Annotated in this window: 24 protein-coding genes and 1 pseudogene; 8 read left to right on the plus strand and 17 right to left on the minus strand. The window is 74.0% G+C overall.

Annotated features, from left to right (window positions below; all coding sequences use genetic code 11):
- Entirely contained in the window at nucleotides 1-867 is an 867-nt protein-coding gene (locus tag ACPPVO_RS39355; RefSeq protein WP_426503651.1) for a methyltransferase domain-containing protein, read from the minus strand.
- A 17-nt stretch (nucleotides 868-884) separates the two neighbouring features.
- Entirely contained in the window at nucleotides 885-1,196 is a 312-nt protein-coding gene (locus ACPPVO_RS39360) for a hypothetical protein (protein ID WP_426503652.1), read from the minus strand.
- Nucleotides 1,197-1,227: 31 nt separating this feature from the next.
- Here ACPPVO_RS39360 and ACPPVO_RS39365 point away from each other — a divergent pair, with 31 nt between their 5' ends.
- Together ACPPVO_RS39365 and ACPPVO_RS39370 are read left to right on the plus strand one after the other, a co-directional pair.
- On the plus strand, nucleotides 1,228-1,752 hold the full coding sequence (locus tag ACPPVO_RS39365; RefSeq protein ID WP_426503653.1) for an SUKH-4 family immunity protein: 525 nt from the start codon (nucleotides 1,228-1,230) through the stop codon (nucleotides 1,750-1,752).
- Between the two features lies 1 nt (nucleotide 1,753).
- Complete coding sequence (locus tag ACPPVO_RS39370) at nucleotides 1,754-4,042, plus strand: hypothetical protein (RefSeq protein WP_426503654.1); 2,289 nt, start codon at nucleotides 1,754-1,756, stop codon at nucleotides 4,040-4,042.
- A 216-nt stretch (nucleotides 4,043-4,258) separates the two neighbouring features.
- On the opposite strand, the gene ACPPVO_RS39375 is transcribed toward ACPPVO_RS39370, so the two are convergent.
- Together ACPPVO_RS39375 and ACPPVO_RS39380 are read right to left on the minus strand one after the other, a co-directional pair.
- Nucleotides 4,259-5,089 (minus strand): SDR family oxidoreductase, encoded by an 831-nt coding sequence (locus ACPPVO_RS39375; protein WP_426503655.1) that lies wholly within the window; start codon nucleotides 5,087-5,089, stop codon nucleotides 4,259-4,261.
- A 28-nt stretch (nucleotides 5,090-5,117) separates the two neighbouring features.
- A complete protein-coding gene (locus ACPPVO_RS39380) occupies nucleotides 5,118-5,450 on the minus strand; it encodes a winged helix-turn-helix transcriptional regulator (protein ID WP_426503656.1) in 333 nt (110 codons plus the stop codon).
- A gap of 68 nt (nucleotides 5,451-5,518) precedes the next feature.
- Between ACPPVO_RS39380 and ACPPVO_RS39385 the strand changes: the two genes are divergently transcribed.
- Nucleotides 5,519-5,974 carry a group II truncated hemoglobin gene (locus ACPPVO_RS39385; RefSeq protein ID WP_426503658.1) on the plus strand — a complete coding sequence of 152 codons (456 nt, stop codon included), beginning with the start codon at nucleotides 5,519-5,521 and terminating at the stop codon, nucleotides 5,972-5,974.
- On the opposite strand, the gene ACPPVO_RS39390 is transcribed toward ACPPVO_RS39385, so the two are convergent.
- Together ACPPVO_RS39390 and ACPPVO_RS39395 are read right to left on the minus strand one after the other, a co-directional pair.
- Entirely contained in the window at nucleotides 5,971-6,897 is a 927-nt protein-coding gene (locus ACPPVO_RS39390; RefSeq protein ID WP_426503659.1) for a GNAT family N-acetyltransferase, read from the minus strand. The two genes, ACPPVO_RS39385 and ACPPVO_RS39390, sit on opposite strands and share 4 nt — an antisense overlap.
- Nucleotides 6,898-6,960: 63 nt before the next feature.
- Nucleotides 6,961-7,827 carry a winged helix-turn-helix transcriptional regulator gene (locus ACPPVO_RS39395; RefSeq protein ID WP_426503660.1) on the minus strand — a complete coding sequence of 289 codons (867 nt, stop codon included), beginning with the start codon at nucleotides 7,825-7,827 and terminating at the stop codon, nucleotides 6,961-6,963.
- Between the two features lie 2 nt (nucleotides 7,828-7,829).
- Here ACPPVO_RS39395 and ACPPVO_RS39400 point away from each other — a divergent pair.
- Nucleotides 7,830-9,038, plus strand: a pseudogene (locus ACPPVO_RS39400) (MFS transporter); the annotation flags it as partial.
- Nucleotides 9,039-9,379: 341 nt separating this feature from the next.
- On the opposite strand, the gene ACPPVO_RS39405 reads toward ACPPVO_RS39400, so the two are convergent.
- Entirely contained in the window at nucleotides 9,380-9,718 is a 339-nt protein-coding gene (locus ACPPVO_RS39405; RefSeq protein ID WP_426503662.1) for a hypothetical protein, read from the minus strand.
- Nucleotides 9,719-9,749: 31 nt separating this feature from the next.
- Between ACPPVO_RS39405 and ACPPVO_RS39410 the strand changes: the two genes are divergently transcribed.
- Nucleotides 9,750-10,694 (plus strand): helix-turn-helix transcriptional regulator, encoded by a 945-nt coding sequence (locus ACPPVO_RS39410; RefSeq protein WP_360373286.1) that lies wholly within the window; start codon nucleotides 9,750-9,752, stop codon nucleotides 10,692-10,694.
- Here the strand turns inward: ACPPVO_RS39410 and ACPPVO_RS39415 are convergent.
- The 3 genes from ACPPVO_RS39415 to ACPPVO_RS39425 form a co-directional block, all read right to left on the minus strand.
- Nucleotides 10,657-10,941, minus strand: coding sequence for a hypothetical protein (locus ACPPVO_RS39415; RefSeq protein WP_426503663.1), 285 nt, complete (start codon nucleotides 10,939-10,941; stop codon nucleotides 10,657-10,659). The two genes, ACPPVO_RS39410 and ACPPVO_RS39415, sit on opposite strands and share 38 nt — an antisense overlap.
- Nucleotides 10,942-11,023: 82 nt before the next feature.
- Nucleotides 11,024-11,785 (minus strand): SDR family oxidoreductase, encoded by a 762-nt coding sequence (locus ACPPVO_RS39420; protein ID WP_426503664.1) that lies wholly within the window; start codon nucleotides 11,783-11,785, stop codon nucleotides 11,024-11,026.
- A 124-nt stretch (nucleotides 11,786-11,909) separates the two neighbouring features.
- Entirely contained in the window at nucleotides 11,910-12,386 is a 477-nt protein-coding gene (locus ACPPVO_RS39425) for a hypothetical protein (protein ID WP_426503665.1), read from the minus strand.
- Between the two features lie 260 nt (nucleotides 12,387-12,646).
- On the opposite strand from ACPPVO_RS39425, the gene ACPPVO_RS39430 reads away from it, so the two are divergent.
- Nucleotides 12,647-13,318, plus strand: a complete 672-nt coding sequence (locus ACPPVO_RS39430; protein WP_426503666.1) for a hypothetical protein — start codon at nucleotides 12,647-12,649, stop codon at nucleotides 13,316-13,318.
- Here ACPPVO_RS39430 and ACPPVO_RS39435 read toward each other — a convergent pair.
- The 4 genes from ACPPVO_RS39435 to ACPPVO_RS39450 are packed head-to-tail and all read right to left on the minus strand — an operon-like array spanning nucleotide 13,307 to nucleotide 19,130.
- Nucleotides 13,307-15,202 (minus strand): Hsp70 family protein, encoded by a 1,896-nt coding sequence (locus ACPPVO_RS39435; protein WP_426503667.1) that lies wholly within the window; start codon nucleotides 15,200-15,202, stop codon nucleotides 13,307-13,309. The two genes, ACPPVO_RS39430 and ACPPVO_RS39435, sit on opposite strands and share 12 nt — an antisense overlap.
- A gap of 53 nt (nucleotides 15,203-15,255) precedes the next feature.
- Nucleotides 15,256-15,546 carry a peptidoglycan-binding domain-containing protein gene (locus ACPPVO_RS39440; protein WP_360373307.1) on the minus strand — a complete coding sequence of 97 codons (291 nt, stop codon included), beginning with the start codon at nucleotides 15,544-15,546 and terminating at the stop codon, nucleotides 15,256-15,258.
- A 49-nt stretch (nucleotides 15,547-15,595) separates the two neighbouring features.
- Nucleotides 15,596-18,274 carry an AAA domain-containing protein gene (locus ACPPVO_RS39445; RefSeq protein WP_426503668.1) on the minus strand — a complete coding sequence of 893 codons (2,679 nt, stop codon included), beginning with the start codon at nucleotides 18,272-18,274 and terminating at the stop codon, nucleotides 15,596-15,598.
- Nucleotides 18,275-18,332: 58 nt separating this feature from the next.
- Nucleotides 18,333-19,130, minus strand: coding sequence for a class I SAM-dependent methyltransferase (locus tag ACPPVO_RS39450; RefSeq protein ID WP_426503669.1), 798 nt, complete (start codon nucleotides 19,128-19,130; stop codon nucleotides 18,333-18,335).
- Nucleotides 19,131-19,238: 108 nt separating this feature from the next.
- Here ACPPVO_RS39450 and ACPPVO_RS39455 point away from each other — a divergent pair, with 108 nt between their 5' ends.
- Nucleotides 19,239-20,414: an ROK family transcriptional regulator gene (locus ACPPVO_RS39455; protein WP_360373315.1), complete on the plus strand. Its 1,176-nt coding sequence runs from the start codon at nucleotides 19,239-19,241 to the stop codon at nucleotides 20,412-20,414.
- Between the two features lie 3 nt (nucleotides 20,415-20,417).
- Here ACPPVO_RS39455 and ACPPVO_RS39460 read toward each other — a convergent pair whose 3' ends face one another.
- Nucleotides 20,418-20,774, minus strand: a complete 357-nt coding sequence (locus tag ACPPVO_RS39460) for a GlsB/YeaQ/YmgE family stress response membrane protein (RefSeq protein ID WP_360373318.1) — start codon at nucleotides 20,772-20,774, stop codon at nucleotides 20,418-20,420.
- A gap of 155 nt (nucleotides 20,775-20,929) precedes the next feature.
- Here ACPPVO_RS39460 and ACPPVO_RS39465 point away from each other — a divergent pair, with 155 nt between their 5' ends.
- Nucleotides 20,930-21,712, plus strand: coding sequence for a universal stress protein (locus tag ACPPVO_RS39465; RefSeq protein ID WP_426503670.1), 783 nt, complete (start codon nucleotides 20,930-20,932; stop codon nucleotides 21,710-21,712).
- Here the strand turns inward: ACPPVO_RS39465 and yidD are convergent.
- On the minus strand, nucleotides 21,709-21,996 hold the full coding sequence (gene yidD, locus ACPPVO_RS39470; protein ID WP_426503671.1) for a membrane protein insertion efficiency factor YidD: 288 nt from the start codon (nucleotides 21,994-21,996) through the stop codon (nucleotides 21,709-21,711). The two genes, ACPPVO_RS39465 and yidD, sit on opposite strands and share 4 nt — an antisense overlap.
- A gap of 178 nt (nucleotides 21,997-22,174) precedes the next feature.
- On the minus strand, nucleotides 22,175-23,434 hold the full coding sequence (locus ACPPVO_RS39475; RefSeq protein WP_426503673.1) for an aminotransferase class I/II-fold pyridoxal phosphate-dependent enzyme: 1,260 nt from the start codon (nucleotides 23,432-23,434) through the stop codon (nucleotides 22,175-22,177).
- Between the last annotated feature and the right edge of the window lie 9 nt (nucleotides 23,435-23,443).

Genomic DNA, 23,443 nt, shown 5'->3' on the forward strand with positions numbered 1-23,443 from the left:
CTATCGTCCCGGGCGGCGTCCCCAGGCTGAGATCAGGGGCGCGAGGGTGAGGTCCAGCTCGCCGGCGTCGACGGCGGCCAGGTGCGCGTCGATCTCGGCGTCGCCGGCCAGCCCGGCGGCGAGCAACTCGGCGCGGACCATGCGTACCGTCGAGGTCTCCAGCCGGTCGCAGGCTGTCCCGCCGAACGGGAAGCAGCCGCTCGCCGTGACGTCGACCAGGCCGGCCGCGCGCAACGCCCGCGGCAGCGTGCGGCCGTAGCGCAGGTCGGCGCCGCGGCGGGTCAGCAACTCCCGGACGGCGCGCCGCAGCCGGTTGGCGCGCTGCTGGGCCGGGCCGACCTCGTCGAGGCAGGCCAGCGGCTGCAGCTCGGTGTCGGCGTCCTCGACCAGCAGCCAGCCGCCGGGCCGTAGCGCCGCCACCATCGTCGCCAACGCCCGGGCCCGGTCGGGCACGTGGACGAGGAGGAGCCTGGCGTGTACCAGGTCGAACGTGCCCGGCTGCGGCGGCGGGTCGCCGACGATGTCGTGCCGGAGCACCTCGTATCCGCCGTGCGGGTCCAGCCAGGCCGGATTGATGTCCGTGGCCAGCACGTGACCGGTCGGTCCGACGGCGGTGGCGAGTGCCTCGGGAACGCTGGGGCCTCCGGCGCCGACTTCCCAGCAGCGCCAGCCCGCCTTCACGCCGAGGCGGTCGAAGTGCCCCCGGGTGACTCCGTCGAACAGTTCGGCCAGCCAGGTGAACCGCTCGCCCGCCTCCACCCGGGCGTTGTCGAGCAGGTAACGGTGATCCGGGGCCGGCCCGAGGGTGTGCGGGGCGGTCGTGTCCGGCTCGGACCCGGGGTCGGCGAGGGGCTGCGGCGAGCTCACGCTTACATCCTCACGACCTACCGTGTGCTGTGCCAGTGCGGCACGGGATGAAACCGGACCGCGTGGCCGGCCACGTATCGCGTGCGGTCCGGCCGGAGAGCGGAGCGGGCCTCGACCCGCACGGTCACGATCGGCGTGACTCGCCGCCGACCAGCACGGGGGCCTCCGCCAGCTGGTACCAGCGCGGCGATCAGCATCGCCACCTCTCCCGCCGCCACACCCAGGTACACCGGCAGATCCAGGACCAGGGCGCTGCCGGCCCCGGCGACGGCGCGCGCCTCGGGGCAGCCGGTCCAGGTATCGGGGCGTACACTCAGCGCAATATCCATGAATAGGCATGCGTCATCACGGGGGTTTGACGTGGCGGAAGGCCATTCCTGGGCGGAGCTCGTGCAGCGGGTCCGCGACGAGTGGGGCGACGGCCTGGTCCCGGTCGCACCGGAACATGTCCCGCCGCTGCTCGACGCGCGGGCCCGGGAGTTTCTGACGACCGTGGGGCTACCGGACGTCCAGGTGCGCGACATCCTGCTGATCGGCGACGAGCGGCTGCTCGACGTGGCCGAGCGCGACGGGCGGCAGTACGTCGTCGTGGTGGTGCAGCAGTGGTACCGGTACGCGATCGACGTCTCGACGGGGTGGGTGCAGTACCTGCACGACGATCCCGACTACGAGGTCCCCACCAACTCGAGCATCGCCGCGTTCGTGCTGGCCGTCGGGCTGCTCAAGCATCAGCTCGACGACCTGCGGCACGCCACCGAGGAGTCGGTCGCCGAGGCGGTCGACGCCATCTGGAGCGGCTTGGAGGAATGGGACCCGGACTCGCTCACCGACGAGGAGTCCCGGTGGAACGTGCTGCTCAACGAGTACGGGATGGAGTACGACTGACATGCGGTACACCTTCCGGCTCGTGCTGTTGCGCAGTGTCGGGGCGCTCCTCGCGCTCATCGTCGGGGTCGGCTCGGCCGGCCTGGTCGTGGTTCCTGCCGCTGATGCGGCCCCGAAGCCGAACCCGAACTATCCGATCGACCGCTTCGCCGCGGGCGAACAGCTGCTGATGCCGCTGCTGATGTGGCGGTGGCGGCACACCGTGATGACGGACCCGGGGCACGTGGACCACCCCGACGACTGGGCGGGATACGGGCGCAACGTCGCCGACGCGCATTGGCAGACCGAGGCCGGTGGGCAGATCACCGACTGGTACGTCGTCATGCCCAGCGTCAACGGGAGCGAGTTGAACACCAAGGTCGCGAACGTCGACATCTTCCAGTTCAACCGGAACACGGGGCTGTGGCGGCTGGTCAACCCGGCCGGTGAGCAGCTGACGGAGGGCGGCAAGGCGGTGGTCTGGGACCAGTCGTCGACGCCGAGCTTCAAGTGGAACCTGCTGGAGTACCCGGACCTGGCCCAGGACCTCAAGGTCGGCAGGACCCACTCCGAGCCGAACCTCCGCTACTTCCTCGACCACATGATGGACGCCAAACTGCACCTGCAGGTCGACGAGGTCGGGTCGGAGAAGATGTTCTGCTCGGGGCCGAGCGACTGCGTCAACCAGCTCAAGCGGACCCACTTCCCCAACCTCAAGCGCGGGGTGGTGCTGACCAGCAAGCCGAGCCGGGCGATGATCGGCCGGATCGCCTACCCGCGCGGGAAAGACAAGGACAAGGTCAGCGAGGAGAAGAAGCAGGAGGCCCGGCAGAAGCTCAAGGACAAGCTGACCTCCGACGACGACATCGAACAGTCGGTCAAGGACTGGGACAAGCAGGGCCGCCCGGTCGCGGCGGGCACCCGGATGGCCGTCGGCGGCAACAACTTCGGCGGCGGCTCCGGCAACGCCCCGGCGCAGGGCCCGGCCGTGCTGTCCAACGCCGGCACGGGCGGCGCCGGCGATCCTGGGGGCATCGACTTCACGTCGCTGCAGCTGCGGTACCTGTCGGAGAGCCCGGGCGGCGACATGCAGTACGCGTACAGCGCGTCCCCGGCCGGCCCGGGCGCGCCCCCGGACGTCGCCGGCGGGCGGCTGGCGATGGCGCAGATGTCCGACGCGTTCTACGTCTGGCTCAACCTGCCCGCGTCGACGTTCTGGGTCAACCTCAACCCGAACGAGCCCGACCGGATCGTCGACAAGAAGCTCGGCGCGACCGACGTCGGGCGGATCATGCTGCAGGCCGACCTCAACATGAAGAAGATGTCGGCCCGGCTGACCAATCCGAACACCGACCTGGGGCAGCAGTTCTGGGGCCCGCCCGACCCCAATGCACAGCAGGAGTGCGTGGTCACCCGGCAGTGGATCGTGCCGAAGCCGGCATCGGTCTACGAGGCGGACGGCGGCATCTACATCATCGACGCGCCGCTGGAGGTCAAGGCCGAGTCGGAGATGAACAAGGGCGTGTTCGGTGACCCGTCCTGCCCGGCGCCGAGCGACCGCATGGAGAGGGTTTTCGAGCAGCTGATCCTGCCCAAGGTCGAGGACGCGGTGAACCACGCGCCCGAGTTCGCGGAGCTGCGCCGGGTGTACCTGGCTCGGGTGGCGGCCGAGTGGTACCGGCAACGCCACACGGGCGCGCTCGCCCCGATGATCGACAGCGGCGACGTGCACCGCTGGCCGGCCCTGCAGTCGTGGTCGCCGAAGACGGTGTTCGACGACTACGTGAAGTCGTACCGCGACCACGAGTACAACGTGACGAAGACCGTCGACAGCGGCAACTACCGCTACACGTTCAGCTACAGCGACGGCGGCGTGGACTTCGGCAAGGTCCCGTTCGCGACGGTGCCCAAGAACACGTTCCAGCAGCAGTACTCCGACGTGTCGAAGGCCGTCGGCCAGTCCTTCCAGCAGCGCACGCCGGACGCCCACAACCGGATCTGGCTGGGCGCCACCGCCAAGGTGAAGGAAGAGCCGCTCGACTACACCGCCGGCGACGACGGCTACGGCGAGGACGGTCCCGTGCCCGACTACGCGCTCGAGCCCGGCTTGTCGTACGCGGCCGTCACCGGCTGGTCGCTCCTGGCCATCCTGGTCCTGTTCATCGCCGGCATGGTCACGGTCGTGGTCCTCAACGTCCGAGCGTCCCAGCGGCGCCGGCTCGCCGTCCCGATGGGCCAGCCGCCCCGTCCCCCGATGCCACCTGGGCTGCAACCACCGCCGCCGCCACCGCCAGGTGGCTATCGCCCTTGACTCTTGGCCGGGTATCCCGTGCAATCCGGCCGGAGACGGAGTTTTAGGGAGGAAAAGCAATAATTTGAGCCGGGTCCGGGGGCGTCCATGGACGCGACTTGTTGCCGTGGTTGCGCGCCGTCGGGGGTGAAGTGCGGGCCGCGACTCGCACGGTCACGATCGGGCTTCGGGCGCGGAGCTGCCGCAGGTCGCGTGCCAGTAAACCGACGGCCTGGGTTACGCCACCAGCTCCTCGCTGAGGGTCCATAGACGCGCGGCGGCCTCCAGGTCGCGGGCCAGGGCGCTCGGCTCGATCTGTTTGCCGCGGAAGAAGTAGCCGCCGGTGACCTCGGCCGCCTCGGGGGCGGTGGCCAGGTAGACCGGGGTGGCCGCGCCGGTCCGGACGGTGCCCATGAACGGCTTCGCGGCCGCGACGAGCAGCTTGGTGACGCCGCGGACCTCGCGGCCCAGCTGGGTGCGGATGAGGCCCGGGTGCAGGCAGTTGGCGACGACGCCGGTGCCGGTCAGGCGCTTGGCCAGTTCGGCCGTGAACAGGATGTTCGCCAGTTTCGACAGCGGGTAGCTGGGCTCGCCGCGGGCCAGTTCGTCCCACGGGATCTGCTTGGCCGAACTGTGCACGTTCGACGACACGGTGATCACGCGGGCCGGTGCGCTGCCCACCAGCCGTTCGCGCAGCAGGCTGGTCAGCAGGAACGGCGCCAGGTGGTTGACGGCGAACATGGTCTCGTAGCCGTCGGCCGTGAGCCGCCGCCCGAGCATGATCACACCGGCGTTGTTGTCGAGGACGTCGAGGCGGTCGTGCCGCTCCAGCACCTCGGCGGCCAGCCGGCGTACTTCCGCCAGGCTCGACATGTCGGCCGTCAGGAGGTCCACCTCGGCGCCGGGCGCCCGGTGCCGGATCTCCTTGACTGCCGCCCGCCCTCGCTCGGGGTCGCGCCCGACGATGATCACGGTGGCGCCCAGCTCGGCCAGCCGGGCCGCCGTCTCCCGGCCGATCCCGCTGGTGCCGCCGGTCACCAGGCACACCTTGCCGCGCATTGTGGTCATTGACCCTCCCAGGTCCGGTCGAAGACGATCAGGCGGCGTCGATCGGGGTGCCGGTGCGTTCGGCGCGGGCCGCGCCCCAGTCGTACAAGGCCTGCAACACCGGGGCGAGGCTGCGGCCCTCGTCGGTCAGGGCGTACTCGACGTGCGGCGGGCTCGCGACGAGGGCGCGGCGGGTCACCAGGCCGTCGGCCTCCAGTTCGCGCAGGCGCTGGGTAAGCATTTTTTCCGACACGTCCGGCATGCGGCGGCGCAGTTCGCCGTAGCGGTGCACGCCCTCCTTCAGGTGGGCCAGGATCACCGGGCGCCACTTGCCGCCGATGACGTCGACGGCCAGTTCGACCGGGCAGTGGTACCGCTTCATCAGGGTCCCCCAAACGCACCGAAAAGTGCGTACTTGTGGCCGTCCGACCACGCATGATCCAGTCAAGTGTGACTCCGACACTCTACGAATGGGCGGGCGGCGGCGCGGCGTTCGAACGGCTCACCGAGGTGTTCTACCGCGAGGTCGTCAAGGACGAGGTGCTCGCGCCCGTGTTCGCGCACATGGACCCGCAGCACGCGCACTACGTGGCGATGTGGCTCGCCGAGGTGTTCGGCGGGCCGGCGAGCTACACGCAGCAGCGCGGCGGCTACCCGCATATGCTCGGCCGGCACCTGGGCCGCGGCATCACCGAGGTTCAGCGGCGGCGCTGGCTCGACCTGCTCATGACCGCGGCCGACGAGGCCGGGCTGCCCGACGACCCCGAGTTCCGGGCCGCGTTCGTCGGCTACCTGGAGTGGGGCACGCGGCTCGCGGTGGGCAACTCCCGGCCGGGCGCGGAACCGGTGGAGGAAGCACCGGTCCCGCGCTGGGGCTGGGGCGTGGCGCCCCCGTACCAGGCCTAGCCGGTAATAGCTGGGGCCCAGGTCATGTCGATCTGGTTCTGGTAGTTGACGTACCCGGCCCGGGCGAACGCGCGCGCCATCGGCACGTTGCCGACGTCGGTGTTCGCCCGGATGCGGGGGATGTCGTGCGCGGCCAGCACGCGGGTGCCCTCGGCGAGGATCGCGTCGATGTACCCGTGGCCGCGGTGCCCGGGCAGCACCCCGATGTACGCGATGATCGGCCCGTAGTCGTTGCGCGCCGGGAACACGAACCCGACGGGCTCGCCGTCGGGCCGCGTGCCGACGCGCCACCACTCCTGCGGGCTCGGCCACCGCTCGAGCTCGCCGTGGAAGTGCTCCTCGGCGACCGCGCGCGGGCTCATCCGCGTGAGGTCGGCGCGGTTGTGCGCGTCGAGGGTGCCCTCGACGGTCCGGGTCATCAGCTCGAGCGCCTCCTCGGCGCCCGTGAAGCCGCGGAACCGCAGCCGGCCGTCGTCGGGCGCAACGGGCGTGCCCGGCCGCCATTCGAGGCGGAGCCGTTCGACGAGCAGGCGCGCGCCGAGACGCTCCAGAACGGCCATTCGCTGCTGTACCGCCGCCGGGTCCCGCTGCCAGTCCGGCGGGATGAAGCGGATGTACTCGGGCGGGACCGATCCGTGGGGGACGACCTTCTCCATCGCGGTGCGCACGAGCGTCTCCGCGGTCTCCGCGTGCCCGTCGGCGAAGTCGAAGAAGTCCATGAGGTACGGCTCGGAGGCGCCGGACCGCGACCACCAGGCGGCACGGGCGACGACCGTGCCGTCGTGCTCGGCGATCCAGATCCACTCGGGGCGGCGGTTGCCGCGTTCGAGGTCGCCGGCGACCTCGTCGTCGAGGTCGTAGGTCAGCTGGAGGAAGAGCGGAAGTTCATCGGGCCCGGTGATCGGGCGGAAGGTGACGTGCATGTGTGGCTGCTCCAATGTGCGGTGCTCGGACTGCGTACATGACCGGCTCCTCCCATCTGGCGATCACTCGTCGCCGCCGACCTTCCTACCGGTGTGGGCCCGGGTACGCAAGCGCATTTCCGCGAGCATCGCGTCGACCGAGCCGGCCGGATCGGTGATCGGGAACTGCACGGCCCGCACCGTGCCGGCCGGGTCGAGCAGCAGCGTGAGGCGCTTGAGCCGGTCGGTGCCGGCGACGCGGAACGTGGGCAGGCGCAGCGCGGCGGCGAGGCGCACGTCCTGGTCGGACAGCAGCGGGAACGGCAGCCGCGCGTGCTCGGCGAAGGCCTGCAGCTGGTCGGGGCGCTGGGTGCTGACGCCGCGGATGCGCGCGCCGAGCGCGCGGAAGGCGGGCTCCCGCCCGGCGTACGTCAGCGACTCCAGCGTGCACCCGATGGCGCCCGGGATGTCGCCCCACCCGGGCGGGTGCCCGCCGGCGCCCGGGGCGAAGGCGCCGGGGAAGCAGTACAGCACCGTCCAGTCCTCCCCCGCCATCCCGGGCACGACGTGGCCCTCGAGGGCGTGGACCCGGTGCGCCTCGGGCGCGGTGCCGATCGCGTCGAGCGAGCCGTCGCCCATCACGTGGCGTGAGCCCCAGTCCTGCAGCGCGACGAGCACCGGCAGCAGCCCCTCGCCCTTGGGCGTGAGCACATAGTCGTGGCGGGGCGGGTGCTGGGAGTACGGCCGCCGCAGCAGCACGCCGTGCTCGACCAGGGCGCCGAGCCGCTCGGTCAGGGCGCGCCGGCTCACGCCGAGCCCCCGCGCGAGCGCGTCGAAGCGGGTGGTGCCCCCGGCGATGTCGCGCACGATCAGGAACGTCCACCAGTCGCCCATGACCCCGAGCGCCTGCGCGATCCCGCAGTCGGCGTCGGCGAGTTCTTCTTGCCGCACCCATGCATTATAGTGAGTTCCAATCTGGAACTTACTCGCGACACGAACGGGGGTGCGAGATGTTCTGGCGCTGGTGGTCGGCGTTCGCGACCGGCTCGGCGGGCTCCGCGATCAGCGCGGTGGCGCTGCCGCTGACGGCCCTGACGGTGCTCGACGCGAGCCCGGTGCAGATGGGTCTGGTCGCGGCCGCCGGCTACGCGGCGTGGCTGCTCATCGGCATGCCGGCCGGGGTGCTCGTGCAGCGGCTGCCCCTGCGCGGCACCCAGATCGCCATGGACCTGCTGCGCGCCGGCGCGGTCGCGTCGATACCGGTCGCCTGGTACCTCGGCGTGCTCACCATCGCCCAGCTGATCGCCGTCGCGCTCGTGGTGAGCCTGGCGACCGTCGTGTTCGGCATCGCCACCGCGACCTTCGTGCCCGCGATCGTGCCCCGCGAGCAGCTGCAGTCCCGCAACAGCCTCAACTCGGCCACCGAGGCGGTCGTCCAGCTCGGCGGCCCGTCGGCCGGCGGCCTCCTCGTTCAGGCGCTCGGCCCGGTGCCCACGCTGCTCGCCGACATGGTCAGCTACCTCGTCTCGGCCGCGCTGCTGCGCACGCTGCCGCCGCGGCGCACCCCGGTCCCCGAGGCGTGGCCGCCGATGCGCCGCATGATCGCCGAGGGCTGGCGGTTCGTCGCCCGCCACCCCGTGATGGCGCCGGGCATGTGGACCGCGACGGCCGTCAACTTCGTGTGCGGGGCGCAGCTGGCGCTGTTCCCGCTGTACCTCGTCCGGGACCTGCAGACCCCGCCCGGCCTCGTCGGGTTCCTGCTGGCCGCCGAGGGCGCCGGCTCCCTGGCCGGAGCCGCCCTCGCGGGCCGTCTCGCCAACGCCCGCGCCCTCATCGGCGCGTCGCTGGTCGCCGTGGCCGGCGCGGCGATCATTCCCCTCGGCACCGGCCCGGCCGCCTACGCCGCCTTCGCGCTGGGCAACGTCGTCTTCGCCGGCGGCGTGGTGATCCTGAGCATCACGACGCGCACCTACCGCCAGCTCGCGACGCCCCCGTCACTGCTGCCGCGGGTGGCCGCGACGGTCCGGTTCGTGTCGTGGGGCGCGATCCCGGTCGGCGGCCTCCTGGCCGGGTTCCTCGCGGACGCGGCGGGCGCCCGGGCGGCCCTCTTCGTCTTCGCGGCGGCGACGGTACTCGCACCGCTCGCGCTGCTGCGCAGTCCCCGAATCCGCTCAGCTGCTCTGGATCCGCACGACGACCTCGGCATCGGTGACCTTCTGCACCGAGATGTCGAAGCCCTGGGCCTGGGTGCTGCCGTCGACGGGCACGCTGACGACGGTGCCGCCGACGTCGAGCTTGACCTGCCCGTTGTCGACCCCGACGAGCTTGACGTCGACGCCGAGCACCGAGGACTCGGCCTCGACCCCGCGGTCGAACGTGACCGTGCACGCGTTGGTGGTGCAGTCGACGTTGTCGCTGCTGCAGGCGGCGGCCCCGCCGAGCGCGAGCACGAGGGCGGCGGTGACCGCGGCGAACCTTCGGGTCAGAGTCGTCGTCATGTGAATCAAGTGTAGGCGGCCCGCGCCAGCAGGCTCTTCAGCGAGCCCATGCCGTAGTGGTCGACGTCGCCGGCCATCGGCGCGGCCTCGCGCACGTACGGCCGCGGGTCGATGCCGAGCGCCTTCGCGCGCTCGCACAGCGCGTGCAGGGCCAGCAGCTCGTCGCGGGTGTCGTCGCCCTGGTCGCGCAGGCACAGGTGGATCAGGCGGGCGCGCAGCTCCCCGGCGGTGTGCCACCGCACGGGCAGGTGCGCCGGGTCCCCCTTGAACCGCTCGCGCAGCGCCGCCCGCTCGGCCTCGTCGCCGGCCGCGTAGCGCTCGATGAGCGCGCCGAGCTCGTCCACCCCGCCAGGGTAGATGCCGCATGATGGGCCGATGGACTCGCCGGCCTCGCGGGCGCTGCTCGCGCTCGAGCTCGTGCAGGGCAGCCCCGGCATCACCGCCGAGCGGATCGGCGAGCGGCTCGGGGTGTCGGAGCGCGCGGCCCGCCGCTACGTCGGCATCCTGCGCGAGGCCGGCATCCCGATCGAGTCGGTGCGGGGGCCCTACGGCGGGTACCGCGTCGGGCGGGGCCTGCGCCCGGCGCCGCTGATGTTCACCGCGACCGAGGCGCTCGGCCTGGTCATGGCCGTGCTCGACGGCCGCCGCGACACCGCCGCCGACGCCGCCCTGGCCAAGCTCATCCGGGCGCTGCCGGCGCCGGTCGCCGCCCCGGCCTCCTCGGTACTGCGCGCCGCGGCGACCGGCCCCGCGCTCCCCGACCGCGCCGACCCCCTGGTCACGAGCGCGCTGGTGCAGGCCAGCTCCGACCGGAGGCGGGTCCGCGTGCGCTACCGCACCGCGTCCGGCTCGCAGTTCGACGCCGACGTCGAGCCGTGGGCCGTCGTGGTGCGCCACGGCCGCTGGTACCTCCTGTGCTTCTCCGACCACGCCGGCGCCCGCCGCGCGTACCGCATCGACCGCGTCGGGGCCGTCGAGGTGCTCGCGTCCGGCTTCACGCCGCCGGAGGGCCTCGACCCGATGGCGGCGCTGGAGGAGCAACTCGCCGAGGGCTGGGAGTTCGCGGTCGAGGTGCTCGTCGCCGCGCCGCTGGCCGAGGCCGCCGCGCGCGTGCCGCGGTCGCTGGGCCGGCTGGAGGCCGCGGGCCCGGACCGCTGCCGGCTGCTCGCCACGACCGGCGATCCGCACTGGTACGCCCAGCAGCTGGCCGCGTTCCCGGCGCCGATCCGCGTCGTGGGCGGGCCGGAGCTGCGCGCGGCCGTCGAGTCGGTCGGCCGCCGGCTCACGGACGCGTGTGGCGCTGATCCAGGTACCACATGAACAGCCCCGCGACCGCTATCGCGCTCACGGCGACGTGGAGCGCGGTGAGCGGCCACGCGTGGGGCCGCAGCAGCACGCCGCTCTCGAGCAGCAGCAGGGCCGCGAAGGTCGCCACCGACGAGCGGCGCCAGGCCCGCCCGCTCTGCCGGGCCGGCCGCCACGCCCGCGAACGCACCCACTGCGTGGCCGCGACCACCGCGACCGCGAACCCGGCGAGGCTCAGCCCGGTACCAATCCAATCACGCACATGTATGTATTACCGCATCGGCGGCCGTTCGGGGCGTGAATCGCGGTCGATTCCCGGCGTGTCCCGGCGCCCCGCCCCGCGGTCAGCTCGCCTGACGGGTCGGCATGACGGTGACCTGCTGGAGGTTGACCCGGCGCGGCAGGGCGGCGGTGAAGGCGATGACCTCGGCGATGTCCTCGGGCTCGAGCCACTCGACGGTCTGCTTCGACTCGGCGAGCCAGCCCTGGGCGCCCTCGTCGGTGACGTGCCCCTGCAGCTCGGTACCGACGATGCCCGGCTCGATCGCCGAGACGCGCACGTCCTTCGCGCCGAGCTCCACGCGCAGGTGGCGGGACAGGTGGGTGATGAACGCCTTCGTCGCCGCGTAGACGGCGAAGTTCGGGAAGATGTTCTGCGCCGCGATCGACGAGGTGTTCACCAGGTCGGCCGGGCGCCCGGCGGCCGCGGCGGCCACCAGCTGCGGTACCACGGCACCGACGGTGTGCATGGCCGCGCTCACGTTCAGGTCGATCTGGTGCTGCCACTGGTCGGTGCGCAGCTCCTCGATCGGGGCCGGGAGCATCACCCCGGCGTTGTTGACGACCAGGTCGGCCGGGCCGTGCTCGGCGGCGGCCTGCTCGGCCGCGGCCTTGAGAGCGTCGGCGTCGGTGACGTCGACGGCCACGCCGAGGGCCGTCCCGCCGGCGTCGACGATCCGGCCCGTTAGCTCGTCGAGGCGGTCCTTGCGGCGGGCGAGCAGCGCGACCCGGGCCCCGCGCTCGGCCAGCAGCGTGGCGGTGGCCGCCCCGATGCCGCTGGAGGCGCCGGTGATCAGCGCGACGCGGCCCTGCAGGGAGTCGGTCATGGCTTCTCCTCGTGCCGGGGACGGCGGGTCCGTCCGCCCCTCCAGCGAACCCGGGCGGCGCCGCCCCACACTCCCCCGCCGGGTGTGACGGCCGCGGTCAGGCCACGACGTCGATGTCCCGGGGCTACACCGGCTCCGGCCGGGCGCGCAGGACCGAGCCGAGGTGGTCGGCGGCGCCGCACAGGGCCTGGACGGCGTCGGCCGCCACGGGGCCCGGCGGGGGCGGCGCCGACAGCAGCTCGACCAGCACCCCGAGGGTCGTGGCCACGGCGTCGGCGACCGGGTCGGGGCGGCGGCCGCGCTGCCGGGCCACGGTGTGCTGGGCCCAGGCCAGGCGGGCCCGCTGGAGCCGGTCGACCCCGCCGGCGCCGGCCGCGGCCCGGTCGGCCGCCCAGTGCAGGTCGGCCCGGTCCTCGACGTCGAGGCCGGCGAGGGTCTCCAGGGCCTCCTGCCGGTCGACGAGCGCGGCCGCGATGTGGGCCAGCAGGTGCGCGCGGCGGCGGTCGGCGCCGAGGTCCTGCATGATGTACAGCGGATCCCCGGCGACGCCGAGCACGGTCATCGCCCGCAGCAGGTCGTCGGTGCTGGGCAGCGGGTCCATGCGCGCCACCCTAGACCGGCCGGCCCGCCCCGGGCTGTGACGAATCCGGCAACCCGGCGCGGCGGTACGGTGCGGGACGGGGATCCGGCCCCGGGCCGAGTCCGTGTTGCCCTTAGGCTGTGTCGAATTCGTGGCGGCGGGGCCCCCGGCGACCCGATACATTCCCGTGCATGGGAGGTGGCACGGTGTCACAGAGTACGAACGGGGAAGACAACTTAGGCCGGCGCAACGCCTGGCTGTACTACCTGCTCGTCGGTGGTGTGGGCATCGTGCTGCTGCCGTTCACGGTGGCGCTGCACGACGCACCGTGGCCCGGGCCCTTCGCACTGCTCCTGCTCGTCGTCACCGCCGTCGGCGCGCTCCTGACGAACCTGCGGGCGCCCAAGCTGCGCACGCTCCTGGTCCGGCCCGGCGCGTTCGAGGCGCCGCCCTCGCACCTGCGGCTCGCCGCCAACGCCGCCGGCATGCCGCCGGTGGTGGGGGTGCTGTTCAGCATCGTGTACGACGACGATGACTGGGGCGTGTTCACCTGGATGCTGTTCGCGGTGGCGCTCGGCTTCGTCTACCTGATGGTGTACATGTTCTTGATGCTCCTGCGCGGCACGGGGCGCCTGATCCTGCGCGCCGACGGGCTGACCGTCGTGGACGCGACGACGACCCACGACGTACCGTGGGCGGCCATCATGTCCGGCCCGCTGCCGACCGTGTTCGGCGTGGGGCGGCTGGGCATCCTGTGGCCGGAGCTGGTGACCACGACCGGCCTCGGGCGCAAGAAGAACCTGCAGCGCATCCAGCTGCAGCTGCAGTCCAGCGCCGTGGAGCGCGAGTTCCTGCACGACGTGGTCAACCACTACCTCAACCACCCCGAGGACCGGGCGTCGATCGGAACCCAGGAGGGGCTGGAGCACCTGCTGGCGGCGCTACCCGTGTAGGTACTGGGCGGCCGCGGCCAGCACGACCGGCGGCTTCGCGCGCAGGGCGCGCAGGTCCGCGACGAGCAACGTACCGTCGGACCGCCGCTGCCGCCAGAACGGGTCCTCGGCGCGCGGCCCGCGCGCGTGCGGGACGGCGACGAGCACCGGCCGGCGGTCGAGGCCGCGGCGGCGCACCTCGACGCGGACCTCCGCCCAGGGCAGGAAGTGCTGCCGGCCCTGGAGCGTGACGGTCACGCCGGCCCCGTCGAGCAGCAGCCGGGTCGCCTGGTGGCCCGCGGTCGCCATCCGCACGATCGGCAGGACCAGCCACAGGGCGCCGTACGCCCAGATCGGCCCGGCGAGGAACCAGGGGGCGACCTCGCTACCGGTCGCCGCGAAGGTCAGCCCGCCGGCCAGCGTGCCGGCGGCGTAGAGGGCGGGGACGAGCAGCAGCCGCAGCGCCGCCCGGCCCACGATGGAGCCGACCGAGGTGGCGAACTCGGCCGGCGGGCCGCCCGGCCGGCTCGGCCACAGCGGCATGGGCTGCGACACGGGGGCGGGGGCCGGCAGCGGCGCCGCGACCGGGCTCACCGGGGCGGCCGGCATGGCCGAGACGGGGTAGGCGGGCTGCGGTACCGCGGCCGGAACGGGGCTCACCGGAGCGGCGCTGATCGGCACCGGGCTCGTGGGCATCGGGGGCATCGGAGCGGCCGGCATCGGCGCCGCCGGAGCGGACGACGCCGGGGCCGGCGGTGTCAGAGCGGGCGGCATCGGGGCCGGCGGCATCGGAGCGGGTGGGATCGGAGCGGGTGGGATCGGAGCGGGCGCCGGGGCCGGGGTGTCGACGAGCAGGGCGCCCTCCGCCACCACGAGCTCGGGCTGGTCCAGCACCGTCGGGGCGATCTGCGTCGCCCGGTGCAGCTCGGTCGCGACCAGGGGCATCCGGGTCGAGCCCCCGACCAGGAACAGCCCGGCGATGCGGTCCCGGGACGTGCGGGCCGCCTTGATCGTCGCGGTGGTCACGACCACCGTCTGGGCGACCAGGGCCAGCGCCCGGCCCTCCAGCTCGCCGCGGGTCACGTGCAGGTCCCGGTCGACGATCGGCACGAGGATCGCGGCCGAGGACTCGCGGGACAGCCGCTCCTTGAGCATCCGGGCGTCGTCGCGCAGCTGGCGGGCGGCCCGCCGGTCCGGCCGGGTCTGCGGGGCGAGCAGGCGCGCCCACTCGGCCGGCGCCGTGGGCTCCACGACCGCGCCGATGAGCTGGACCACGAGGTCGTCGACGTCGACGCCGCCCACGTCGTCGAGGCCGCGGTACGCCAGCGTCTCGAACCCGGCCGCCGTGCGCCGGACGACCGAGGCGTCGAAGGTGCCCGCCCCCAGGTCGTACACGACCACGCAGCCGCCCTCGGGGACGCCCTGGGCGAGGACGACGCTGAAGTAGGTGCCGGCCGCGACCGGCTCGGGCACCAGGCGCGGCTCGGGCAGCCCGGCGGCGCGGGCCGCGTCGAGCAGCACCTGCCGGCGGGCCGCGCCCCACTCGGCGGGGTAGGTCATCACGACGTCGTCGACCGCGACGCCGGCGACGTGGCGGGCCTCGTGCGCGACGCGCGTCAGGGTGGCCGCGACGACCTGCGTGAGCGGAACCGGGGCGTCGCCGAGCAGCAGGTCGAGCTCGTCGACGTGGCGCTTCGGATTCGGCTCGTAGCGCGTCGGGTCCAGCCGCGCGCTGTTTACCGCGTCGCGCCCGGTGGACAGGTGCCCCTCCGGCGCGGCGTACACGGCGGAGGGCAGCAGCGGCGACCCGTCGAACAGCAGCGGCCGGGTCTTGCCGTCGGGCCAGCGCAGGACCGCGACCGTGTTGGACGTGCCGTAGTCGACCGATAACGCGAACGCGCTCACGCCCGGAAAGGTAGAGCCCGGTCAGCCGGAGCGCATCCGGCGTTCGGACCTTCTTACGCGGCCATCCCGAGGGAGCGCAGGTGGCGGGCCTCGCGCGCGGAACGGGCCAGGGCCTGGGTCGTGCGCGGGCCGGCGACGCCGTCGGCGGTGAGCCCGGCGCGGGCCTGGAAGCGGCGCAGCGCCTGCGGCAGCTCGGCCTCGAACGCCCCCGGGCGCAGCAGCCCCAGCTCGGCGAGCAGCGCCCGGACCTCGCGCGGGTCGGCGGGCGGCGCCGCCCCGTCGGAGGCGTTGACGGTGCCGGCGAGCGCGGCGCCGACGACGGTGAAGATGCGGCGAACGGTCATAGGTCGAGTGTGCTGGGGAAACGTTCGCGAGGCGTCAGGGAAAACCCTGTCAACCGACCCTGAAAGTCGCCGCCAGGTCGAGCGCGGCACGGACCGGGTCGCCGTTCCAGCGGCTCGGGAACGCCTCGCGCAGGGTCCAGCCGGCGCGCAGCAGGGCCCGCTGCCGCTCGAGGTGGGCCCGGTTGCCGTCCGGGTGCGGGGCGCAGACGAAGCCGGCGCCGTCCACCACGAGGTCGACGGTCCAGCCGCCGACCCGGTACGCGGTGTGCACCTCCCTCCCGGCCGCGCGCAGCTCGGCGGCGAGGCGGGCGGCCCACGGTACCGCCGCCGGATCTTGATCTTCGAGGACCGCGGGCGCCTCGGCGTGCGCGAGGAAGTCGGCGACCAGGCCGCTCCCGCCGGTGAGGGACGTGACCACGACGAGGCGGCGCCGGGCCCGGGTGGTCATCACGTTGAACAGGTTCGGCTCGGCCGCGAAGCGCTGCCGGGCCGGGGTGTCGCCGTCGACGAGCCCCAGCGAGACGACGACGGTGTCGGCCTCGCCGCCCTGGAAGGCGTGCACGGTGCCGGAGCGCAGCCCGAGCCGGTCGATCTCGGCCGCGGTGAGCTCCTTGAGCAGCGCCGCCTCGATCGCGTCGGCCTGGGCGCGGAACGGCGTGACGATCCCGATCCCGGCCCGGCCCGCGGCGGCCAGGTCGCGCACGGTCGCCAGGACCGCGTCGACCTCGGCCCGGTTGACGCCGTCGCGCACCGCCGCCCCCTCGACCCGCACCACGTCGATGGCGTCCTCGCGCTCGGCCGCCGGGGTGCGGGTCATGAGCGTGAGCCGGCCGTCGTAGAAGCGGCGAGCGGCGAACGCGATGAGGTGCGGGGCGCACCGGTAGTGCTCGCCGAGCCAGGTCACCGGAGCGGCCCCCACGGCCACGTCGTAGGCGCTGGAGCGCCGCACGTCGATGCGGTCGGGCAGCCCGTGCCGCTGGAGGGTCGCGGCCACGTCGACGTCGGCGACGAACGACACGAAGCGCAGCTGGCTCGGGTCGCCGGCGACGAGGGCGCGCCGGGCCCGGGCCAGCACGGGCGCGGCCCGGATCTGGTCGATGTGCGCGGCCTCGTCGAGGATCACCAGGTCGAACAGGCCGGGCACGGGCGGCAGCAGGTCCTCGACGTCGGCCACGGTGCCGACCCACAGCGGCAGGGCCCGCACGAGCGCCGGCCCGTCCAGCCCGGCGAGGGCCTCCCGGCGGCGGTTGCGCCCGGCCCGCAGCGCGGCCCCGAGTTCGGCGGCGCTGGCGCGGGCGGCCCGGCCCCACCGGTCGGCGGCGGCCGCGGCGTCGCGCATGGCCGCCCCGACCGCCGCGCGCAGCCGCTCGTCGGCCTCCAGCAGCCCCGGCCACACCGGCCCGAGGTCGGTCCCGCCGGCGACGGCGAGCGTGGCCGCGGCCCGGTCGGCCTCGACCGCCTCGAGCAGGGCGGCGAGCCGTTGCGCGGTGACACCCGCCAGGCGCCGAATCCGCCATTCCCGCAGAAACCGTGCCCCGAGGAGCTTCTGCGCCTTGGGTACGTCGAACCCGGCCTCGAACACCCGTGGCGCCTCGGCGCGCAGGCCGGCCAGCAGCGGCTCCCACACGGCCATCGTGGCGGCCTTGCGCTCCAGGTCCAGCGCCGCGCCGATCGCCGCCTCCAGGCGCTCGACCGCGGCCGCGGCCGCGCGCACCTCGCCCCGGCGGCCGTCGAGCACCTTGCCGGCCACCCCCGCGGGCCGCCCGGACGTGAGCGCGAGGGCGAACCGGTCCCGGCGCTCGGCGTCGCCGAACAGCACCGGCTCGGCCCCCGGAAACCGGCCGAGCAGCCCGCCGAGCACCTCGGCGGCGTGGCCGGCCTGGGTGGCGACGAGCACGGAGCCGCCGCGGTACACGGTGTCGAGCGCGGCCGCGACGACGGCGTGGCTCTTGCCGTTGCCGGGCGGCCCGGACACGACGACGATCCGCTCGCGGCGCACGCGCCGGACGACCTCGCGCTGGGCGTCGTTGAGCGGCAGCGGCGAGTACACGTCCTCCTCGGCCGGGTCGTCGCCGGCCGGCCCGTCCCCGTACACCTGGGCCAGGGCGGTCAGCTCCAGCCCCGGGCGCGTCGACCAGGCGCGGAGGGTGTCGCGCAGGCCGGGGGTGGCGACGTCCCGGGCCACGTACAGCGCCGCGACCGCCTGCCCGACCAGCTCGTCCTCGGGCAGCTTGGCGACCGCGCCGACACGGGCGGGCTTGAACCCGGCCCCCTCGGCCGCGGCCTGGACCCACGCGGCGGTACCGCTGCCGGCGAGCCACGGGGCCGTCCCGATCCCGGGCGCCGACTCGAGCGCCGCGGCGAGCCCGCGGTCCCCGATGAGCGGCGTGACCTCGAGATCGCCGGCGGGCTCGACCCGGTACCCGCGCAGCCGGCCCCCCGACCCCTCCAGCCGCACCGGCTCGTACAGCAGCGGCAGCCGCACGGTCCGCGCCGACCCGTCGACGTCGGCGGTGCCGAGCAGCCAGGCCCAGCCCCGGCGCAGGAGCCGCTCCTCGCGGTGCAGCGAGTCGAGCGCGGCGAGCCGCTGGGCGGCCTTGTTGCCCGGCACCCGATCGGGATCGTCGAGCCACAGCGGCGCGGGCGCGCCCCTGGCCACGTCGAGCACACGGTCCCGCCCGGCCGGCGCGAGGTCGGCGAGCGCGGCGAGGACGCGGCTGGGCTCCATAGGTGCCCGATTCTGTCACGCGCGTCCACGCGCGCGACGGGCTCGCGTGGTGACCGCCCTAAAGCTCCGGCGCCGCCACCGAGTACAGGTTCACGCGGGTGTTGACCATCCGGCGCGGGACGAACGCGTTGACGGCCGTGAGCGCCGCCCGCGTCCGAAGGGGCAGCGCGCTGCGCACCGGCCAGGCCGGGCGGGTCAGGGTGTGCGACTCGCGCAGGGTCAGGCCGAGGTCCCACCGCTCCGGCTCCCGCGGGTCCTCGCACGCCCACACGAGGTCGGCCGCCATGCGCTGCAGCGGTCCCCGCGGCCGGGCGACGATCCACGCCCCGTACGTGTCCAGCGCGACCCGGCACCCCGGGAACCCGGACGCGACCCGGGCCAGCGCCGCGCGCACGTCGGGCGGCGAAAGGTACACGAGCACGCCCTCGGCCAGGAAGAGGTACGGACCCGGCGCCTCCGCGACCGACGGTACCCAGTCCGGGTCCAGCAGCGAGCCGGTCACGGTCCGGCGGCGCTCGCCGTCGGGCAGCAGGGAGCGGCGCAGGGCGGCGGCGTCCGGCAGGTCGACGAAGAGCCAGTTCGCGGTGCCGTTGTCGAGGCGGTCGGCGCGCGTGCTGAGGCCGGCGCCCAGCTCGACCACCGTCCCGTGTGGACATTCGGCCAGGAAGTCGCGGGTCCACGCGTCGTAGGAGTCCGAGCGCAGCACGTGGAACAGGGCCGTGAGGCCGGCGTGGCGCTCGAAGATGCCGAAGTCGAAGTCGATGGCCTCGACCAGGCGGCGGGCCTCCCCGTCGCCGGCGGTGGCGCGCGCGTGGAGGGTGATGAGCATGGTCTGCTGGACCGCCCCGAGCTCCATGGCGAGCAGCATAGACGGTGGCCTTCGTCGCGTTTTGTCGGTTCAGTAAGGTTTATGTCAGGTCGCGGATTGACACCGGCGTAGGCCGCCCATACGGTTCGAGCCACCATGACGCACCTCGGCGGATCATCGAAGCTGCTCAGGGCCATGAACGACGCGGCCGCCCTGAGTCATGTGCTGGAACGCGGGCCGCTGACCCGTGGGGAGCTGCGCGACCTCACGGGACTGTCCAAGCCGACGATCTCCGAGGCGCTGCGGCGTCTCACGGAGGCGCGGCTGGTGAGCGTCGTGGGCTACGTCAGCGCCGGGCCGGGGCCGAACGCCGAGGTCTACGCGGTGAACCCGGACGCGGCCTACGCGGTCGCGCTGTCGGTACGCGACCAGAAGGACCGCGGCACCCCGACCGTGACCGCCGCCGTGACCGACCTCGCCGGCACGGTCCGCGGCCGCCTCGAGTCCACCGTCGACTTCGCCAGCACCGACACCGTGGCCGCGGTCGCCGACACCGTCGACGAGGTCTGCAAGGAGGCCGGCGTCTCCCGCGACCCGGTGGCGCACGTGCAGATCGCCGTCGCCGGCTCCTACGACCAGCGCGGCGACGTGCTGCACCACGTCGAGGTGCCGGGCTGGGGCCGCCCCGGGCTCGTCGAGGACCTGCGCAAGCGCCTGGGCGTGCCCGTCGGCGTCGACAACGACGTGAACCTGGCCGCGGTCGCCGAGCGGGCCCACGGCGCCGGGCGCGACGCGGAGAGCTTCGCGCTGCTGTGGCTCGGCGAGGCGGGCCTCGGCCTGGCCATCGACCTCGGCGGCACCCTGCTGCGGGGCGCGCGGGGCGGGGCGGGCGAGATCGGGTACATGCCGATCTCCGGCCGGACCAACTTCCAGCGGCTCGTCGGCGGGGCCGCGGTCCTCGAGCTGGGGGCGGCCCACGGCTTCGCCGCCCCGACGGCGGCCGGCACCATGGCCGCCGTGACGGCCCGCGCGGCCGGCCAGGACCCGGCCGCCACCGAGTTCGTCACCACGCTGGCCGGCCGTATCGCGATCGGCCTGTCGGCGGTCGTGGCCGTGCTCGACCCGCCGCTGGTCGTCATCGGCGGCGAGGTCGGCCAGGCCGGCGGCGAGCTGCTCGGCACCGCGGTCGCCGCGGCCCTGGCCGAGGCGGCCCCGCTGGACACCACGATCGCCACGACCCAGGTCCAGGACGACGCGGCCCTGCTGGGCGCCCAGGAGGCCGGGCGCGCGTCGGTACGGGAGACCCTGCTGGCCGACCTGAGCCGGCCCTAGGGGCTAGTCGTCCTCGGTCTTCTTCGTCCGCCGCTTGCGCGTGGCCCGCTTGCGCGGCCGCGGCGCCCCCGAGGCGAGCTTCGTGTAGGTCAGCATGTTCGCCAGCCCGATCCCGACCGCGGCGAACAGCACCTGGATGCCCAGCTCCCACCAGCTCCACTGGATCTTCCAGACCTTCACGACGGCGTTGTCGTCGAGGTTGACCAGCTCGGCCACGAGCGTGCCGAGCAGCGCCGCCCCGACGCCGATCAGGAACGTGATGAACACGCCGATCGACTGCTTGCCGGGGAGCACGAGCCGCCCGAGCACGCCGATCACCAGGCCGATGGGGATGGCCACCCAGAAGTCGTTGATGTGCATTGGTCCCGAGCTCCCCTCGCGTACGTCGACACGGGACCGTACACGATCAGCTCCCGGCCGCAGTGACGGGTGTCGACCCGGGCCCTGGCCGCCCCTTGTTACCGGGGCCGGCCCGAGGGACGGTGGAATTGGGAGATTCCGGAAGGGGGCGCGTCATGCTGCTGGAACACAACCCAATCGTCGTCGGCGTGGACGGGTCGGCCGCGTCGCTGGGCGCCGTGCGGTGGGGGGCCGACGAGGCCGCCCGCCAGCAACGAACGCTGCGGATCGTGCACGCCATGAACTGGGAGGGCCCGGCCGACGGCCAGGGCCTGGTGCTGGACGCCGCCGCGGAGGCGAAGAGCTGGCAGCCGGGCATCGCGGTGGAGACGATGACCCAGGGCGGCTCCCCGGCGTGGGTCCTGCGCGAACAGTCCCGCACCGCGGCCCTGGTGGTCATCGGCGGCCGGGTCCACGACGGCGGCGTGCTGGACGCCTCGGTCGGCGCCCACCTGTCGGGGTTCGCCCACTGCCCGGTCCTGGTGATCAACAACGGCTGGCGCTGGGCCGACCCGATGGCCGCGCTGCCGGCCCACGCCCCGATCGTCGTCGGCGTGGACGGCTCCCCGTCGAGCCAGCGGGCCCTGGCCTTCGGCTACGGCGAGGCGGCGTCCCGCCATGTGCCACTGCTGGCGGTGCACGCCGGGCGCGCCCGGCCGCACGACGCCGTGGCGGCCGGGCTGGAGCCGTGGCTGCGCCGCCACCCGGAGGTCGAGACGCGGTTCGACGCCCGGGACACGGACGTGCTGGAGACGCTCACCGACGCCGCCCGCAACGCGCTCATGCTGGTGGTGGGGGCGCACCGGGTGGGCTGGTACGAGCAGCCCCGCCCGAACCCGGTGACCCAGATGGTCGTACACCACGCGTCGTCACCGGTCATGGTGACCAGGAGCGTCTAGGCACCCGGCACCGGGTCCAGACCGCGCGGCCCGCCCGGGCGGCGGCGGGCGAGCCGCCGCGTGGCCAGCCAGACCCCGCGCACGGCGCCGTGGCGGGTGATGGCCTCGGCCGCGTAGTGCGAGCAGCTCGGCGTGAACCGGCAGCACGGCTCGGCGCGCTTGGCCGAGATCTCCGTCTGGTACCGCCGGATCGCCCCGACCATCGGCCCCTCGGCCGAGGCGGCCCGGCGGGGCGAGCGCGCCATCGTGAACAACATGCTCGGCAGTGACAGCAGCCCCAGCATGAGGCAGCTGCCGTCGATCGCCTCTCCGATGCAGCAGCCGGTCTCCAGCAGGCAGGCGTCGCGCAGGCAGGTGTTGCCGCCGCGCTGGTACTGGTAGTCCGGGTGCCGTCAGTACCGTCGTCGGTTCATATCTCAACGTGATACCCGTCCGGGGCCACCATTAAGGGTGATCCCCGGCTCAGCTTGCGCTGGACTCGCGCGCCTCCTGCAGGACCCCGGCCGCCGCCAGCTCCGAGATCACGTCGTTCAGGGCGTCGATCTCGGCGTCGGTGTTGCCCGCGGTGACCTGCACCCGGAAGCCCACCTGGTCGCGCGGCACGCCGGGGTAGGGGGCCAACGTCACGAACAGGCCCCGCTGCCACAGCCGCTCCGACACCTCGACCAGGTCGCGGTCCAGCGCGATCGGCAGCTCGATGATCGGGGTGTCGTCGGTGTTGGGCGTGTACACGCCGAGGCCGCGCACGTGGCTGAGCACGCGCATCGTCATGCGGTGCAGCTCCGCGCGCAGCTTGTCGCCCCGCTCCGCGTTCACGTCGAAGCCCGCGAGCACCGTGGCCAGCGAGGCGGTCGGGGACGGGCCGGAGTAGAGGTACGGCGCCGCCGAGGCCTTGAGCCGGTTCTTGAGCACCGTCGGCACCGCGAGGAACGCCATCAGCGACGAGTACGCCTTCGAGAACCCGCCGACCAGCACCACGTCGTCGTAGGACTCCCCGAAGTACCGGATGATGCTGTTGCCGGTGGTGCCGTAGGGGCTGGTCTCGTCGGGCGAGCGGGTGCCGATGACGCCGAAGCCGTGCGCGTCGTCGATGTAGAGCACGGCGCCGTGCGCGCGGCACAGGTCGAGGTACGCCCGGACGTCCGGGATGTTGCCCGTCATGCTGTTCACGCCGTCCATGCACACCAGCACCGGCCCGCCCGCCGCGGCCGCGGCCGGCAGCAGCGACGCCAGCTCGTCCAGGGAGCGGAAGCGCGACAGCGTGGCGCCCTGGGCCCGGGCGAAGACGCAGCCGTCCCAGACGGTCTTGTGGGCCCGGGCGTCGATGAGCACCGTGCCGCGCTGGGCCAGCACCGGGATCACGGACAGGTGGATCTGGGTGATGGTGGGCAGTACCAGGGCGTCCTCGGCACCTAATAACGACGCCAGGCGCTCCTCGATCTGCGGGTACAGCGCCGGGTTGCCCAGCATCCGCGACCACGACGGGTGCGTGCCCCACCGGCGCAGCTGCTCCTCGACGGCCCCGATGATCTGCGGCTCGAGGTCGAAGCCGAGGTAGTTGCACGAGGCCCAGTCGGTCAGCCAGTGCTCGCCGACGCGGATGCGGCGCCCGTCGACCTCCTCGATGACGGCGTCGTAGGAACGGGTCTCGGCGCGGAGCCGGGCGATGCCGCTGTACCGCGGGTCAAGGTCAACTTCGCTGGCCAGCTCTGAGGCGTGCACAAATCCTCC

The organism is Dactylosporangium sp. McL0621, from assembly GCF_049995355.1.
GTDB lineage: Bacteria > Actinomycetota > Actinomycetes > Mycobacteriales > Micromonosporaceae > Dactylosporangium.

What these genes read in the sequence shown, in the direction of transcription:
- ACPPVO_RS39360 (WP_426503652.1), bottom strand. Translation starts at nt 1,196, where the DNA reads ATGGATATTGCGCTGAGTGTACGCCCCGATACCTGGACCGGCTGCCCC.
- ACPPVO_RS39370 (WP_426503654.1), top strand. Translation starts at nt 1,754, where the DNA reads ATGCGGTACACCTTCCGGCTCGTGCTGTTGCGCAGTGTCGGGGCGCTC.
- ACPPVO_RS39375 (WP_426503655.1), bottom strand. Translation starts at nt 5,089, where the DNA reads ATGACCACAATGCGCGGCAAGGTGTGCCTGGTGACCGGCGGCACCAGC.
- ACPPVO_RS39380 (WP_426503656.1), bottom strand. Translation starts at nt 5,450, where the DNA reads ATGAAGCGGTACCACTGCCCGGTCGAACTGGCCGTCGACGTCATCGGC.
- ACPPVO_RS39390 (WP_426503659.1), bottom strand. Translation starts at nt 6,897, where the DNA reads ATGCACGTCACCTTCCGCCCGATCACCGGGCCCGATGAACTTCCGCTC.
- ACPPVO_RS39410 (WP_360373286.1), top strand. Translation starts at nt 9,750, where the DNA reads ATGGACTCGCCGGCCTCGCGGGCGCTGCTCGCGCTCGAGCTCGTGCAG.
- ACPPVO_RS39420 (WP_426503664.1), bottom strand. Translation starts at nt 11,785, where the DNA reads ATGACCGACTCCCTGCAGGGCCGCGTCGCGCTGATCACCGGCGCCTCC.
- ACPPVO_RS39425 (WP_426503665.1), bottom strand. Translation starts at nt 12,386, where the DNA reads ATGGACCCGCTGCCCAGCACCGACGACCTGCTGCGGGCGATGACCGTG.
- ACPPVO_RS39440 (WP_360373307.1), bottom strand. Translation starts at nt 15,546, where the DNA reads ATGACCGTTCGCCGCATCTTCACCGTCGTCGGCGCCGCGCTCGCCGGC.
- ACPPVO_RS39445 (WP_426503668.1), bottom strand. Translation starts at nt 18,274, where the DNA reads ATGGAGCCCAGCCGCGTCCTCGCCGCGCTCGCCGACCTCGCGCCGGCC.
- ACPPVO_RS39450 (WP_426503669.1), bottom strand. Translation starts at nt 19,130, where the DNA reads ATGGAGCTCGGGGCGGTCCAGCAGACCATGCTCATCACCCTCCACGCG.
- ACPPVO_RS39455 (WP_360373315.1), top strand. Translation starts at nt 19,239, where the DNA reads ATGACGCACCTCGGCGGATCATCGAAGCTGCTCAGGGCCATGAACGAC.
- ACPPVO_RS39460 (WP_360373318.1), bottom strand. Translation starts at nt 20,774, where the DNA reads ATGCACATCAACGACTTCTGGGTGGCCATCCCCATCGGCCTGGTGATC.
- ACPPVO_RS39465 (WP_426503670.1), top strand. Translation starts at nt 20,930, where the DNA reads ATGCTGCTGGAACACAACCCAATCGTCGTCGGCGTGGACGGGTCGGCC.
- yidD (WP_426503671.1), bottom strand. Translation starts at nt 21,996, where the DNA reads ATGCTGGGGCTGCTGTCACTGCCGAGCATGTTGTTCACGATGGCGCGC.